Source organism: Rhizobium sp. NLR8a (genome assembly GCF_019685235.1).
Classification (GTDB): domain Bacteria; phylum Pseudomonadota; class Alphaproteobacteria; order Rhizobiales; family Rhizobiaceae; genus Rhizobium.
In genome coordinates, this window is the sequence record NZ_JABDWI010000001.1 from 180,125 (window position 1) to 194,822 (window position 14,698).

Sequence of the window (14,698 nt, forward strand, 5' to 3'; positions counted from 1 at the left end):
TCGGCGTCATCAATTTCACCCGCTGCCAATTGCGCGCCGGCGGCGAATCCGTACCCACTCACGGCGCGGAGGCCATCGGTCGACAGTGCCCAGCCGGGCGGCTGTGCCACAATCCGGCGGGTTTTAAACATCGCGGGCGATGGTGAGTTCGTGGGTCGAGGTGCGGACATCTTTTGTGGCGTCGTGGAGAACGAGATCTTCGAGATGGACGAGTTCGCCGTCGATCCAGAGGGAGGCACAGGCGTCGGCAAAGTTTTGGCGCTCGATCCAGCCCTGACCGACCGAAGAGCGGGCGATGCGCTCGTCGGGGAGCGCCAGTTCGACATAAGCGCGAAACGCCGGCTACACCAGGGGTGGTCATGCTGATTTTCCCGAGATCGTAACATACTGAATTTATGGTGAATGAGTCATTAACCGGAAGTAATACTGTCCATTGCTTCTGCTGGCCATGGCGACCCAAGCTTGGCGCTCTAACCATCGATAAGTACCTCTTATCGATGGTAGTTGATCTGGAGTCGCAAATCAGAAAGAATCGGGGCAAATCACGGCCCTGGAGGCCGGCGGAACCCGCAATTTGGAGCGCCCGTGGCCAAAGCCAAGACATCGCTGACCGCCGTCGAGCGACGTGCCGAAGAACTCGACACCATCGCCGCCGTGCTGCCGATCGAGCGCCGCGACGAGCTGGCCGAGCTGCTCACCAACCAGGATGTCGAAACGCTGCGCCATCTCGTCAACCAGGGCATGGGCGACAACACACTTCGCGCCCTGACCTCGGATCTCGCCTATCTCGAAGCCTGGGGACTGGCGGCGACCGGAAAGTCGCTGCCCTGGCCGGCGCCAGAAGCACTGCTGCTGAAATTCGTCGCCCATCACCTGTGGGACCCGCAGCGGCGGGAGAGCGATCCGGATCACGGTATGCCGGCCGTGGTCGATGAGAACCTTCGGAGCCAGGGGTTTCTCAAATCCGTCGGCCCGCATGCGCCGGCGACGGTGCGCCGGCGACTGGCGAACTGGTCGACACTGACTAAGTGGCGCGGCCTCGATGGTGCCTTCGCCTCCCCTGCCCTCAAATCGGCTATTCGTCTCGCCGTTCGCGCCGTCCCCCGAATGCGGGGTCGCAAGAGCGCCAAGGCAATCACCGGTGACGTGCTGGCAAAACTGCTGGCAACCTGCGCGACCGAAAGCCTGCGCGATCTGCGCGATCGGGCAATCCTGATGGTCGCCTTTGCCTCCGGCGGCCGCCGACGCAGCGAGATTGCCGGATTGCGTTGCGAACAACTGACCGTCGAGCCACCGATCGAGAGAGAGGACGGCGCTCCCCTCCCCTCTCTCGCCATCCATCTCGGCCGCACCAAGACCACCACTGGCGAGCAGGACGACGTCGTCTACTTGACCGGCCGGCCGGTGGAGGCGCTGAATGCCTGGATGACGGCGGCGAAAATCGACAGCGGCAGCGTGTTTCGGGCGATCGGGCGTTGGGGGACGGTTTCGCGGCGGGCGATCGATCCGCAGTCGGTTAATGCGGTTCTCAAGCAGCGAGCGGCGATGGCCGGGTTGGAGCCTGGGGAGTTTTCCGCTCATGGGCTGCGGTCAGGCTATCTGACCGAAGCGGCAAATCGCGGAATCCCGCTTCCTGAGGCGATGGAGCAATCGCGACATCGATCCGTTCAGCAGGCTGCAGGCTACTACAACAACGTTACAAGGCGGAGCGGGCGCGCTGCACGAATGCTGTGAAAACAGTCGGCCCAAAGAGGATGCTGAGGCTCGCCGATGTAGAGTAAGACGAGGGCGTTGCCGTTAATCAGCCGCCCGCGGAGCTCCTCCCTCGCAAAACTCCAGAAACCGCGACGCCGGATCAGCGGTCTCCTCGAGCTCGACTAGAAGCAAATACGTGCAGCCCCTGTACCTTCACACCGCTTGGTGTCGGTCACGTTAGTCGTCCCTCAGCGGGCGCAGATGGAGCATCACGAGGGAACCTAGTACTCGCGAAACGGGGATGCTGCTGATGTCTCTAAGCTTCTGGTCTGCATCCTCTCAGCCGCATCGAAATTAAATGCGTCGATGGCGTCCTTGGGGCCGGCCGGCCGGCTCTAAGAACAGGTCCGTCAAGACAATTGGGGCGATCTCGTGAGGCCTTGATCGATAAGGATGGCAAAAAACGTAATGAAGGATGTGGCGGTCGTCCTGCTTGCGCGCAAAGATGGCCCAGCACGGGATGAGGGGCGCAGGGCTCCGATAGTGACTGACAGCCTGCTGTCCGTCGGACCCAAGCGGCTCGGGAGGTGGTGAACCGCTTGAACACTCTGAGGGTAATACTGCAATGCAGAACATTGAAGTCCCGCGCTTGCACCGCGCACATATCTCGGCCTGCAAAAAAAGGATAGTCTTGGCGAACCTGGCCTATCCGACCATTCACATGCAGTCAGACTCAGGCCTGCAGGTTGTCCGCAGACATCTTGCCGGACTTGCGATCCTTTACCAGCTCATAGGTAATTTTCTGGCCGTCGTTGCCGGCCGCGCATGCCGGCCCGCTCCACTGCGGAAATATGGACGAACACATCGGCGCTGCCGTCGTCCGGCTCGATGAACCCGAAGCCCTTCGTTGCGTTGAACCACTTTACCGTACCGGTCGCCATGACGTCTTCCTTTGATCAATCGCATTGCCGAAGCGTGCTCGGCTGACACTTTTTTTGCGGGCTGCACTGATAGACGCTTCTTGCCGCGGGGAAAGCCCATACTCACCGTCGAGGTGTCCCGGTACTCCTCGCTCTATCGCCGCGACGATGGTGCTACTTGTTACCTCGTTGTTTCACCCGGATGCTGATCGGACCGCCCTCGGCCTGGCGAATCTCGAACTGGTTCGTCTTGCGGATAAGATCGCTGAGTTTTCGGAAGCCGAATGTACGCGGGTCGAAATCCGGCGCCAGGTTCAACAACTGCTTGCCGACGGTGCCCAGGTTGACCCAGCCGTCATCGCTATCCTCCTGGGACAGTACCTTCTTGATCAGCGGCACGGCCGATGTTGCCGGCTGCAGCGGCTTGTCGGTGGAAGCAGTATTCTGCTCGTCCTTGATCGTGCCAGGAAGCAAATTTTCGGTATAGACGAACCGCCGGCAGGCCTGGCGAAAACTTTCCGGTGTCTTCTGCTCGCCGAAGCCGAATACATCGACACCCTGTTCACGGATCCGGGCGGCAAGCCGCGTGAAATCGCTGTCCGAGGACACCAGGCAAAAGCCGTCGAACCGACCGCTGTGCAGCAAATCCATTGCATCGATGACCAAAGTGATATCGGAAGCATTCTTTCCCGTTGTATACGCGAATTGCTGCTGCGGGATAATCGCGTGCTTTGCGAGTACGTCCGCCCAACCCTTGGAGCGCGTGCCGGAAAAATCACCGTAGATGCGACGCACGCTCGCCTCCCCGATTTTGGCTACCTCTTCGAACAGCCCGTCGGCGATTTTAGCGGATGTATTGTCCGCATCAATCAGAACAGCCAGGCGCGGAGATCGAGTTTCAGACGGCATTGCTCTTCCTCATTTTTAAAACGGTCTCGAAGGCCAGCAGAGCCTGGCTCGGACCAGGCAAGCAACTTCATTTAACTCGCCCATCGGACCGAGCGAAAACCTGCCTCGTCGGATGATGTCAGTAGCCGCCAGCCGAGTTGATCTACCCTTCCCCGCTCCAGCATCCGCCGATCGCAAAACCCTGACAGCTGTCAGGGTTTTGACCAGCCGACCACAAGCATAGGCAACCAACTATCCCGTCCTGCGATTGCTATCGCCATCGACCCGAAGCAGCGCCATAAGCGCCGGGCCAAGTGAAAATTCGCCCCGTGCCGCCTTCCGTGTCAGGTCTCGCAGATATCCGCCAGGCGAGTTGATGTGCCCTGCCCGCTCAAGGATGCAGGCGATCGCCGTGGCCGCACTTTCCGGCCCCATCACCTCGCAGGCCTCCTGATAGGCTGACGGGCTGACGCCCAGCATCGACCGGACGACCACCGCTGCACCCATCATCTCGCGCCAACTTCCGATCGTACCGCCCGGGCCATATATCGCGATCTCGGGGCAAGCCCGCATCACCATGCCAAGTGGGAAATTCCGGACGGGCTCCCGCTTCGGCCGATCATCGTCCACCGGCTTTGCGCCCTGCTCGTTTTCAGAGCTAGGTTCAAATTCAGTGATGGATTCGGTGTTTGAATTCTGTATGTGACGCCCATTTTGGTCACCATTGGTGCTATTATTTTCGTCTTTTTGCTGCATTTCCAGGATGTTGACAGCCTCCTGCAGCAAGAGCTCCATCTCGTCCAGGATTGAATTCACATCACTGAGGGTCGGAGAGCGCGGAATCCTGCCTACGAGACCGATGTACATCGCTTCGATGCTTTCCCAGTTGCCTGACGCACCTTCCTCGATCGCGGCAGAAATGAGCTTTCGAACGTCACGCCGGCATATCGTCAAATTTTCCTTCGCCCGACGGAGGGCGAAACGATCTGCAACGACCTGTTGTGCCATCATGGCAAGCTCATCTGTTCGCATGAGCAACGGTGACAGATCAAAGCCGAATGCGCTATCGATCGCACCCGCCTTGTCCTTCCGGGCGTAGCGCTTTCCATTCGCGCTGTCCTTCCGCACGATCAGTCCTGCCTCAACGAGAAGGGCCAGATGTCTGCGAAGGGTAGCGCCGGCGATACCGTGCGCCCGAAGCGTCAATTGTGTGTTGGACGGAAAAACGATGAGCTGCGCATCCTGGCGCAATTCGGTGTCTGGATGAAAGCTCAGGAGCGCGTCAAGGACGGCCAGGCTGCGATCCTGCAGGCCAAGCAGCTCCCTTGCTTCGGATGCGTCCCGAAAGACTTTCCATTTGTCTGCTGTCTTGCCCGGCTTGATCTTACTCGTCTCGATCTGCCGCTTCACCAGGGCAAGCGTCGCCGGCCGCCGCCCAAAGGGCGTCGTCACACTTCCAATCTGCATTTTCTTCACCTTCAAAAAGGCAAAAGAAACCTGCTCACCAAATTACGGTGCCAAAGACTCTTGACTGGGATTCGGGGAAATGCGATTCTCTAGTTGTCACACATTGAGAGAGGCTTCCACGACGGCAACGTTTGGGGGGCCTTTTTCTTTTGCAGTTCGTCCTTTTTTATCTCCAAACCCTGACAGCTGTCAGGGTTTCTCGTCTTCTCGCAGGCGGACAAAGCGCTCCGTTAGCGCTGGGAGCTCCGCTTCAACAAACTTCAAAAAGTCGACCCCGAGTGAACCCTCAGCCGAAATTCGAACCTCTTTCGAGGATATCAACAGGGCGCCAAGCTTCGTTCCGCTCTTGTCTGTAATCGGGCTTGGCTCTCTCCGACCAGCCGATACTGGCTTGATGGCGTTCAATGCACGCTGAAACCTTTGATCGGACGTCTCAACCGCATCGCCCCTCCTAACCAGTGCTGCCCTCAGGGCATCGAGCGCTCCCGTGTCGCCCGCAACCGCCTTGGCAAGGTCGAGCCAACGTGGCCGCCCGATCTTCGGCGCTCGCCCAATGGCCTCGATGATATCCGCGGGAACGATCCTGTAGACATTCCGCATCCGAGCCAGTTCTGCGTCCTCGATCGAAAGCGCAGCGTAGATGTGCCGAGGCTTGATCCCCGCATCATCCATTCGGGAGGCAAACAGCGCGCGCTCGATCCAGGTGAGGTCTTGGCGACCCGCGTTTTCGATGCCTTGTGCAAGAACTAGGTCGAGGTCGGAAATCTCGACTTCGAGAGCGCGAACAGGCCTGTCAAGCTGCATGGCAGCGAGCCAGCGTCGATGACCGTAAACGATCTGATAGCGACCTGGGGACGAAGGGTGTTTGCGAACCTGGACGGGAACCTTTTGCCCCTCAGTCTCGATCGACCGTTTGAACGCCTCGAAGCTCGTTGCGTCATCGTCCGGCAGTCTGTCCGGATAGGGGGATGGGTCGATGAGCGACGGATCCAACTCGCGAACCGAACCACCGCCTGACTCCACGATAGCCTTCAAGCGATCTCGCTCTGTTCGAATGTCGTCGATTGCTCGGTGTGCAGCACCGATCACACCTGCTCCGACACGATTTCCGGGAACCGGGGCAGCGGCCTGCGACGGCTGCTGTTGATCCGCAGCCTGATCGCTTTCCAGCTCTGCGGAAAGCAACCCGAAGCTGGCGACAATCGACTTGCGAGGGGATTTGCTCATGTCCGCCCCCAGCTCTCATTGACGAGGCGAACAATCGCCTCGTTCACAGCATCTACCGCCTCGCGGGCACGCTTGTGAGTATCGCGTCCGATCTGTCCTAATTCGAGCTCGTATACCGAGCGTTTCGCCAAGCCGGCTGCTTCAACGGCGGTGCTTTCAATGGCGGTCGGCAATAATACATCGGAGCCGAACAGGTGCCGAAGCATCGCAACGACTTGCGACTGCGGCGCGTCATTGGGGTCGTGTCGTGTAACCAGATACCGGATGAAGTCCTGGTCCAACTGAGCGCCGCTCTCGTTCAGAACACTAATCAGATCACCCATCATGAGAAGGAACTGGCTCATTGACGCGACGTCCAGCATGGCTGGGTGGACCGTAATGATCATGCTAGTCGCGGCGTATATCGCGCTCAAGGTCAGAAAGCCGAGGGACGGCGGAGTGTCGAGAATCACAATGTCGTAGTCCGCCTCGACTTCCAAAAGGGCGAGTTTCAGCCGCTCAAAGAAGATTGCGCCGGAGCTGGACTTGTTCGCCAAGATCCGTGGCGTTTCGTGCTCATACTCCATGACTTCAAGATTGCCAGGAATGAGGTCGATGCCATCGAAATATGTCCTGCGAATTATATGGCGGATGGGACGACGCTCGGCGTCATCGTAACGCAAAGCGGCATAGATCGTTTCATTCGACCCGACATCAACTTCTGGCTGAGCACCGAACAAAGCGGACAAGGATGCTTGCGGGTCCAGGTCGAGTGCGAGGACGCGATACCCATGAAGGGCGAGATAGTGGGCAAGGTGGACACAGGTTGTCGTCTTCGCGCTGCCGCCCTTGAAGTTGGCTATCGCAAGAACCTGGAGGTGCTCCCCGGCACGACGACGAGGAAGGAATCGCAAGGCGTCTGCAGGTTTCTGCATCGCGAACAATTCACGCAGTTCATTGATCTGGTCCAGTGTGTAGACGCGATGGTTATTTTCCAGCCTACTGGGAATCGGCCCACGTCCTTCGGTGGACATGAGCTTCAGGGTGGAATCGGGTATAGACGTCAGCTTCGACACTTCGTTGGTCAGAAAGGGACGCAGGGTCTTTTCCGATTTTGGCGGATACATACGAGTTCTGAGCTGCTGCAATTGCCCGGACAGAAGCCCGGCATGGCGCATGATTTTGCTGCCGGCATCTTCCTTCGAGCCAACACTTGCTTCTACTCGGTTTGCTATCGCCATCTGTCCCTCTTGGCGGCTTTTCGCCGGTTTACCGGCCATTGCCCGCTAAAAATAGAACACGATTCTCCGAACTGGTCCAGAGGTTTAGGGTTAACAAAAGGTTAACGACCGGGGACAATCTGCATAAGGCTGTTCGGATTTTTGCTTTTCCGCTCCGGGAGTTAGCCTCAAATGCCCGGCTCCCTGATCCCGGAATGTTCTCCTGTGAATCCTACAAATCCAAACAGTGTAGCAGCAAGTGGATTAGGCGGCTCTGTAGCGCCGCACCCCTTATGAGCCGCGACTCACCTCGCTACGTGCATGTTGGATCTTACAACTGCCCTCCGATTCCAAACTGTGCTGATTTCCCGCCGACCAACAACGACGGAGAAAGATCATGCGGGCTCTCGCGCTCTCAACACCCCGGACGATCCAAGAGGCGCATCTCCTACACATCCACTATCAGCTTCGTGCTCGGGTCTTTTCCGATCGCCTGGGTTGGGAAGTCGATGTAACGGCGGGGTGCGAGTCCGATCGCTTCGACGCGCTTCGGCCGACCTATATTCTCGCCATCGCAGAGACCGGCGAATTGGCGGGGTGCGCAAGGCTTCTTCCTGCGCTCGGACCGACAATGGTGGCCGACGTTTTCCCGTCGCTGCTCCCCGACGGCCAACTCAAGGGGCATGCCGCGATGATCGAGAGTTCTCGCTTCTGTGTCGACACGGCTCTCGCGGAGGGGAGGGGCGCCGGCTCGGTCCATGAAGCGACGCTGACCATGTTCGCTGGCATCATCGAATGGTGCGTGGCAAATGGGTACACTGAGATTGTTACTGTGACCGATCTTCGGTTTGAGCGCATCCTCGCCCGCGTGGGGTGGCAGCTGCATCGTTTAGGCGAACCCAAGAAGATCGGCGTGACGACGGCCGTAGCGGGCACGCTGGCCGCCGACGCAGACATGTTCCTCAGGCTTCGCCCCTCCAACTACCGTTCTGAACTCGCCCCCTGTCAGCCAGGCAGCGTAAGGAGAAATCCGTGAACCAGCTTCGCTCTCACCCTCGGCTCGTCCGCAAACTTCAGGAGGCGCTCGGCGACCAGCTTTGTGTTGCCCTGGACGACGCGAACGTCGTCGAGATCATGCTTAATCCGGACGGAAAGTTGTTCATCGAACGGCTCGGTCACGGCGTTACGCCCGCCGGCCAGATGTCGTCGGCTGCAGCGGAGATGGTGATCGGTACAGTGGCGCACGCGCTTCAGTCAGAGGTCGACACGGAGCAGCCAATCATCTCCGGCGAGCTGCCAATCGGTGGCCACCGCTTCGAGGGTCTATTGCCCCCCGTCGTCGCCAAGCCTGCCTTCACGATTCGACGCCGGGCATCACGCCTCATTCCGCTCGAAGACTATGTTCGGACCGGCGTGATGACAGAATACCAGGCCGCCACGATCCGCAGTGCCATTTCCGCGAAGCTGAACATCATCATTTCCGGCGGAACGGGCTCGGGCAAAACGACGCTTGCGAACGCAGTGATCTACGAGATCGTCAACTCTGCGCCAGAGGATCGCATCGTCATCCTTGAGGATACCGCGGAAATCCAATGCGCGGCCGAAAACGCGGTTCTCCTCCATACCAGCGATACGATCGACATGGCCCGGCTCTTGAAGAGCACCATGCGCTTACGCCCCGACAGGATCGTCGTGGGCGAAGTCCGCGACGGCGCGGCCCTTACATTGCTCAAGGCCTGGAACACCGGTCACCCTGGCGGCGTGGCGACCATTCACTCGAACACCGCCATGTCGGCGCTACGCCGTCTTGAGCAGCTCACGGCCGAGGCAAGTCAGCAGCCGATGCACGAGGTCATCGGAGAGGCCGTCGACCTGGTCATCTCGATCGAGCGGACGCCGCGCGGCCGGCTTGTTCGCGACATCATCCAAGTCGAGCGATTCATCAACGGACAGTACGAGATCGAATCCGATCAACTCACCGACGAACAGGAGGCGCGCCATGTCGCGTAAGCATACCCTCATCGCCGCCGCGCTCGTGGCGGCGCCAATCGTTCTTGCCTCTGTCGCGCCGGCGCTCGCCAGTTCCGGCGGCAGCCTCCCATGGGAAGGGCCACTGCAGCAGATTCAGGAATCGATAACCGGCCCGGTCGCGGGTGCGATCGCGCTTGCAGCCGTGGCCATTGCCGGCGGCATGCTCATCTTCGGCGGCGAGCTCAACGATTTCGCACGGCGCCTTGTTTACGTCGTTCTCGTCGCCGGCATCCTGCTCGGCGCCACCAACATCGTCGGCCTGTTCGGTGCGACCGGCGCTTCGATCGGGCTACCCGACGAGCAGGTCACGTCAATTGGTTCGAACGGGGGAGGGGAGGGAGATGATGGCTGAGTCCGTGTCCGGCTTGCGACGCAATCGCATCCATCGTGCCCTCTCGCGCCCAAACCTTCTAATGGGCGCGGACCGCGAATTGATGCTGATCACCGGCCTTGCGGCCGTCATTCTCATCTTCGTGGTTCTCACGGTCTATTCGGCGCTCTTCGGCGTCGCCGTCTGGATCGTCATCGTCGGGGCGCTCAGGATGATGGCGAAGGCCGATCCGCACATGCGGCAGGTCTATATCAGGCACATTTCCTACAAGCCCTATTACAAGGCGACCACTTCGCCGTGGCGACGGTATTGAGGAGGCGGCCATGGTAGCTCTCAAACGCTTCCGGGTGACCGGCCCATCCTTTGCCGATCTCGTTCCCTATGCCGGCCTTGTGGACAATGGTGTCCTCCTCTTAAAGGACGGAAGTCTGATGGCCGGCTGGTACTTCGCGGGACCGGACTCCGAAAGCGCGACGGACCTCGAGCGCAACGAGTTGTCGAGGCAGATCAATGCCGTTCTGTCGCGGCTCGGAAGCGGGTGGATGATCCAGGTCGAGGCCATCCGCATTCCGACGGTCGACTATCCCACAGAAGACCGTTGCCATTTCCCGGACCCGGTGACCCGCGCGATCGATGCCGAGCGTCGGGCGCATTTCGCGCGCGAGCAGGGGCATTTCGAGAGCAAGCATGCGCTGATCCTGACCTACCGGCCACTTGAGTCCAAGAAGACTGCACTCAGCAAATACATCTACTCGGATGAGGAAAGCCGGAAGAAGTCCTACGCGGACACGGTGCTCTTCGTGTTCAAGAACGCGGTGCGTGAGCTTGAGCAGTATTTTGCCAACACACTTTCGATCCGGCGAATGGAAACCCGCGAAACACTTGAGAGGGGAGGGGAGCGAATTGCCCGGTATGACGAGTTGCTCCAGTTCGCCCGGTTCTGCACCACCGGCGAAAGCCATCCAATCCGGCTTCCCGACGTTCCCATGTATCTCGACTGGATCGCCACCGCGGAGCTTGAGCACGGACTGACGCCAAAGGTCGAAAGCCGTTTCCTCGGCGTCGTTGCGATCGACGGTCTGCCGGCCGAAAGCTGGCCGGGTATTCTGAACAGCCTTGATCTTATGCCGCTGACCTATCGGTGGTCGTCACGTTTCATCTTTCTCGATGCCGAGGAAGCTCGACAGAAGCTCGAACGCACGCGGAAGAAATGGCAGCAGAAGGTCCGACCGTTCTTCGACCAGATATTCCAGACACAAAGTCGATCCGTCGACCAGGACGCGATGACTATGGTGGCCGAGACCGAGGATGCCATCGCGCAGGCCTCGTCGCAGCTGGTTGCCTATGGCTATTACACACCGGTCGTCGTGTTGTTCGACAGCGATCGCGAGGCACTGCAGGAGAAGGCCGAAGCGATCCGGCGGGTGATCCAGGCGGAAGGATTTGGGGCGCGCATCGAAACGCTGAACGCCACCGACGCCTATCTCGGTAGCTTACCGGGCAACTGGTATTGCAACATCCGTGAGCCGCTGATCAACACCAGCAATCTTGCTGACTTGATTCCGCTGAACTCGGTCTGGTCCGGAAATCCTGTTGCGCCATGCCCTTTTTATCCGCAGAATTCGTCGCCCTTGATGCAGGTTGCGAGCGGATCGACAGCGTTCCGTCTGAACCTGCATGTCGATGATGTCGGCCACACGCTGATCTTCGGCCCAACCGGCTCAGGCAAGTCGACGCTTCTGGCCCTGATCGCCGCGCAGTTTCGCCGGTACGAAAATGCGCAGATCTTCGCCTTTGACAAAGGCAGTTCACTTCAACCCCTGACGCTCGCTGCTGGCGGCGATCATTATGAGATCGGCGGCGACAATGCGGAAGAGGGGAGGGCCTTGGCCTTCTGCCCACTCTCCGAACTCAAGAGTGACGCCGACCGGGCTTGGGCGACGGAATGGATCGAGATGCTGATCGGCCTGCAGGGCGTCACCATCACACCCGATCATCGTAACGCCATCTCTCGGCAGGTCGGACTGATGGCGAGCGCCTCTGGTCGCTCGCTCTCGGATTTCGTCAGCGGCGTGCAGTTGCGCGAGATCAAGGACGCACTGCATCATTACACCGTCGATGGCCCGATGGGCCAGCTCCTTGATGCGGAAGAGGACGGCCTGACGCTCGGCGCCTTTCAGACTTTCGAGATCGAGCAGCTGATGAATATGGGCGAACGCAATCTCGTGCCGGTGCTGACGTACCTGTTCCGCAGGATCGAGAAGCGTTTGGACGGGTCGCCAAGTCTGATCGTGCTCGACGAGGCGTGGCTGATGTTTGGCCACCCTGTATTCCGCGACAAGATTCGCGAGTGGTTGAAGGTACTGCGCAAGGCGAATTGCGCTGTCGTTCTTGCGACCCAATCGATCTCCGATGCCGAGCGGTCCGGGATCATAGATGTACTAAAGGAATCCTGCCCGACAAAGATATGCCTCCCAAATGGCGCCGCTCGCGAGTCGGGGACGCGAGAATTCTACGAGCGCATCGGCTTCAACGAGCGACAGATCGAGATCGTCGCTACCGCCATGCCGAAGCGTGAATACTACGTCGCCACGCCAGAAGGCCGGCGGCTCTTCAACATGTCGCTTGGGCCAGTCGCGCTGAGCTTTGTCGGCGCGTCGGGCAAAGAGGACCTCAAACGCATCCGCGCACTGAAATCCGAACATGGCCACGACTGGCCGATCCACTGGCTTGAAACGAGAGGAGTTCACGATGCCGCATCGCTACTCACGTTCGAATAGATGGCTCGCCTGCTTGGCGGCCGCCGCTCTCACGATCGGAGCTGCAGGCTCTGTGCAAGCCGGTACAGCCACCGGCGCTGCGACCGAATGGACGCAGCTCGCCAACAATGCGCAGCTCGTGGATCTCATGAAAAGCTCCGGCATCCAGGTCGACAATCAGCTGACCCAGATCAGCCAGCTTGCAGAGCAGATCCAGAACCAGCTGAAGATCTACGAGAACATGCTGCAAAACACGGCGCAGCTTTCTGACCATGTCTGGGGTCAGGTCGAAAGCGATCTCAGCCAGCTGCGCAGCATCGTCGACCAGGGACAGGGCATCGCCTTTTCGATGGGGAATGCGGACGACGTTCTTCAGCAGCGCTTTCAAAGCTATGCCGATCTCAAGACCAACTTGCCGGACAACGCGACGTTCTCCTCGACCTACCAGTCCTGGTCGAACACCAACCGCGACACGATCGCCAGCTCGCTGAAAGCGGCGAGCCTCACGGCCGACCAGTTCGATAGCGAGGAAGATACGATGTCCTCGCTGCGGTCGATGTCCGAAACGGCTGACGGGCAAATGAAGGCTTTGCAGGTCGGGCACGAGATCGCCGCTCAGCAAGTCGCGCAAATGCAGAAGCTTCGCGGGCTCGTCTCCCAACAGATGACAATGATGGGAACCTGGCTGCAGACCGAACAGACCGACAAGGACCTGGCGCAGGCGCGGCGGGAAAAGTTCTTCAACGCCGAGATCAGGAGCGTCCCGGAAGGCCAGAAAATGGAACCAAGATGGTGAGCCGCCAAGTCTTGATTGCCTTGCTGTTGGCTGTCGCCGCTGCATCGTCAGCAGCGACAGTGCTGATCGTCAATTACCGAAACACGGGAATACCTGCGCTCACCGAGGAGCAGCGCGCCGTCAGGGAAAAATTCTTCGGCTCCGAGAAGGAGCTGCCGCCGATCACGGAAGGTCAGGAGATGCGCCCAAGATGGTGAAGGTAACTGTCGCACGCTCGTTCCTGATTACAGGTCTCTTTTTCCTCGCCTATGCTGTTCCTGCATTCGCGCAGGAGGGACAGGTCCTCACGGAACTGGAAAACCAGGTCTCGTCTGCTGCGAAGGGGTGGGAGACCACCATCATGGAGGCGGCGAAATCCCTATTCTGGATTCTTGCAACGATCGAGATCGGCATTGCGGCCGTCTGGTTGGCGATCCAGTCAGCCTCACTGGACAGTTGGTTCGCCGAACTGGTGCGGCGGATCATGTTCATCGGGTTCTTCGCATTCGTTCTGACCCAAGGTCCGACCTTTGCGCGAGCAGTGGTCGACAGCCTTTTCCGGATTGGCGCCGGCGGTGGTTCAGCTTCGCCTGCTGAGGTGTTCGATGCTGGCATCCGCGTCGCCTCCCAAATGTCACAACAAGCACAGTTCGGGGTGTTCGAAGACAATGCACTCGCGATTGCCGCCGTTCTCGCCATGGGCATCGTTGTCATCTCCTTCTCGCTGGTTGCAGCTATTTTCGTGTCGGTCATGGTCGAAATGTATGTCGGCCTGCTCGCCGGCATGATCATGCTCGGGCTGGGTGGTTCCTCCTTCACGAAGGACTTTGCCATTCGATACCTGGTGTATGCCTTTGGCGTCGGCATGAAGCTCATGGCATTGGTGATGATCGCCAAGATCGGATCGAACGTCCTGCTTGGTCTTGCCCAGGCGCCTACTGCCTCGTCGGATCAGTTCGTCACGACCCTGGCGATCGCCGGTATTTCCGTCGTGGTCTTCATCATCGCCATGTACGTCCCGAACATCATCCAGGGCGTCGTCCAGGGCGCATCGGTTTCCGGAGGAATGGAAGCGATCCGCCACGGCGGGCAAGCGGCGTCTTTTGCCGCCGGTGCTGGCTTCCTCGCCGCCGGCGCTGCCGGCGCGGGGTTTGCGGCGGCTCAAGCCGCACGAGCTGGCGGTTCATCCGTTGCAGGTGCTGCTCTTCGCGGAGTGGGCGCGAGCTTCTCTTCCGGCGCGCAAGCAGCCGGTTCAGCCGCGAAGGAAAAGGCAATCGGCTCTCCGGGCGCTTATGCCGGGTCCATTCTCGGACTTGCCAATGCCAAGCTCGATGAGCATCGCGGCGGTCATAGCACACCGAAGCCTCCTCCCGAACGCAACGACAAACCGTAATCGAGACAAGGGA

13 protein-coding genes and 2 pseudogenes are annotated in these 14,698 nt (G+C 59.5%); 9 read left to right on the top strand and 6 right to left on the bottom strand.

Annotated elements, in window-relative coordinates:
• Window positions 1–64 precede the first annotated feature (64 nt).
• A pseudogene (locus HJC04_RS31470) lies at window positions 65–397 on the bottom strand (hypothetical protein); the annotation flags it as partial.
• 188 nt (window positions 398–585) lie between these two features.
• On the opposite strand from HJC04_RS31470, the gene HJC04_RS00820 reads away from it, so the two are divergent.
• A complete protein-coding gene (locus HJC04_RS00820) occupies window positions 586–1,734 on the top strand; it encodes a site-specific integrase (RefSeq protein ID WP_221123352.1) in 1,149 nt (382 codons plus the stop codon).
• Between the two features lie 694 nt (window positions 1,735–2,428).
• Here the strand turns inward: HJC04_RS00820 and HJC04_RS32035 are convergent.
• The 5 genes and pseudogenes from HJC04_RS32035 to repA form a co-directional block, all read right to left on the bottom strand.
• A pseudogene (locus HJC04_RS32035) lies at window positions 2,429–2,636 on the bottom strand (cold-shock protein).
• A gap of 153 nt (window positions 2,637–2,789) precedes the next feature.
• Window positions 2,790–3,524 (bottom strand): NYN domain-containing protein, encoded by a 735-nt coding sequence (locus HJC04_RS00830; protein WP_138397127.1) that lies wholly within the window; start codon window positions 3,522–3,524, stop codon window positions 2,790–2,792.
• Window positions 3,525–3,755: 231 nt separating this feature from the next.
• On the bottom strand, window positions 3,756–4,970 hold the full coding sequence (gene repC, locus HJC04_RS00835; RefSeq protein WP_138397128.1) for a plasmid replication protein RepC: 1,215 nt from the start codon (window positions 4,968–4,970) through the stop codon (window positions 3,756–3,758).
• 189 nt (window positions 4,971–5,159) lie between these two features.
• Window positions 5,160–6,197: a plasmid partitioning protein RepB gene (repB, locus tag HJC04_RS00840; protein ID WP_138397129.1), complete on the bottom strand. Its 1,038-nt coding sequence runs from the start codon at window positions 6,195–6,197 to the stop codon at window positions 5,160–5,162.
• Window positions 6,194–7,417, bottom strand: a complete 1,224-nt coding sequence (repA, locus tag HJC04_RS00845) for a plasmid partitioning protein RepA (RefSeq protein WP_065276670.1) — start codon at window positions 7,415–7,417, stop codon at window positions 6,194–6,196. The genes repB and repA overlap by 4 nt, the downstream gene beginning before the upstream one ends.
• A 376-nt stretch (window positions 7,418–7,793) precedes the next feature.
• On the opposite strand from repA, the gene HJC04_RS00850 reads away from it, so the two are divergent.
• The 8 genes from HJC04_RS00850 to trbL are packed head-to-tail and all read left to right on the top strand — an operon-like array spanning window position 7,794 to window position 14,685.
• Window positions 7,794–8,432, top strand: coding sequence for an acyl-homoserine-lactone synthase (locus tag HJC04_RS00850; protein ID WP_138397130.1), 639 nt, complete (start codon window positions 7,794–7,796; stop codon window positions 8,430–8,432).
• Window positions 8,429–9,406: a P-type conjugative transfer ATPase TrbB gene (gene trbB, locus HJC04_RS00855; RefSeq protein WP_138397131.1), complete on the top strand. Its 978-nt coding sequence runs from the start codon at window positions 8,429–8,431 to the stop codon at window positions 9,404–9,406. The genes HJC04_RS00850 and trbB overlap by 4 nt, the downstream gene beginning before the upstream one ends.
• Complete coding sequence (locus HJC04_RS00860) at window positions 9,396–9,779, top strand: TrbC/VirB2 family protein (protein ID WP_138397132.1); 384 nt, start codon at window positions 9,396–9,398, stop codon at window positions 9,777–9,779. The genes trbB and HJC04_RS00860 overlap by 11 nt, the downstream gene beginning before the upstream one ends.
• A complete protein-coding gene (locus HJC04_RS00865; RefSeq protein ID WP_138397133.1) occupies window positions 9,772–10,071 on the top strand; it encodes a conjugal transfer protein TrbD in 300 nt (99 codons plus the stop codon). The genes HJC04_RS00860 and HJC04_RS00865 overlap by 8 nt, the downstream gene beginning before the upstream one ends.
• 10 nt (window positions 10,072–10,081) lie before the next feature.
• Complete coding sequence (locus tag HJC04_RS00870) at window positions 10,082–12,538, top strand: conjugal transfer protein TrbE (protein ID WP_221123932.1); 2,457 nt, start codon at window positions 10,082–10,084, stop codon at window positions 12,536–12,538.
• Window positions 12,510–13,313 (top strand): P-type conjugative transfer protein TrbJ, encoded by an 804-nt coding sequence (gene trbJ, locus HJC04_RS00875; protein WP_221095592.1) that lies wholly within the window; start codon window positions 12,510–12,512, stop codon window positions 13,311–13,313. The genes HJC04_RS00870 and trbJ overlap by 29 nt, the downstream gene beginning before the upstream one ends.
• Window positions 13,310–13,510, top strand: coding sequence for an entry exclusion protein TrbK (gene trbK / locus HJC04_RS00880; RefSeq protein ID WP_064250648.1), 201 nt, complete (start codon window positions 13,310–13,312; stop codon window positions 13,508–13,510). Before trbJ ends, trbK begins: the two co-directional genes overlap by 4 nt.
• Entirely contained in the window at window positions 13,504–14,685 is a 1,182-nt protein-coding gene (gene trbL, locus HJC04_RS00885) for a P-type conjugative transfer protein TrbL (RefSeq protein WP_221111545.1), read from the top strand. The genes trbK and trbL overlap by 7 nt, the downstream gene beginning before the upstream one ends.
• Window positions 14,686–14,698 lie beyond the last annotated feature (13 nt).

Bases quoted from the DNA above. Each gene is read 5' to 3' on its own strand.
- HJC04_RS00830 (WP_138397127.1), bottom strand. From the start codon at position 3,524: ATGCCGTCTGAAACTCGATCTCCGCGCCTGGCTGTTCTGATTGATGCG.
- repB (WP_138397129.1), bottom strand. From the start codon at position 6,197: ATGAGCAAATCCCCTCGCAAGTCGATTGTCGCCAGCTTCGGGTTGCTT.
- trbJ (WP_221095592.1), top strand. From the start codon at position 12,510: ATGCCGCATCGCTACTCACGTTCGAATAGATGGCTCGCCTGCTTGGCG.
- repC (WP_138397128.1), bottom strand. From the start codon at position 4,970: ATGCAGATTGGAAGTGTGACGACGCCCTTTGGGCGGCGGCCGGCGACG.
- HJC04_RS00870 (WP_221123932.1), top strand. From the start codon at position 10,082: ATGGTAGCTCTCAAACGCTTCCGGGTGACCGGCCCATCCTTTGCCGAT.
- HJC04_RS00850 (WP_138397130.1), top strand. From the start codon at position 7,794: ATGCGGGCTCTCGCGCTCTCAACACCCCGGACGATCCAAGAGGCGCAT.
- repA (WP_065276670.1), bottom strand. From the start codon at position 7,417: ATGGCGATAGCAAACCGAGTAGAAGCAAGTGTTGGCTCGAAGGAAGAT.
- trbL (WP_221111545.1), top strand. From the start codon at position 13,504: ATGGTGAAGGTAACTGTCGCACGCTCGTTCCTGATTACAGGTCTCTTT.
- HJC04_RS00865 (WP_138397133.1), top strand. From the start codon at position 9,772: ATGGCTGAGTCCGTGTCCGGCTTGCGACGCAATCGCATCCATCGTGCC.
- HJC04_RS00860 (WP_138397132.1), top strand. From the start codon at position 9,396: ATGTCGCGTAAGCATACCCTCATCGCCGCCGCGCTCGTGGCGGCGCCA.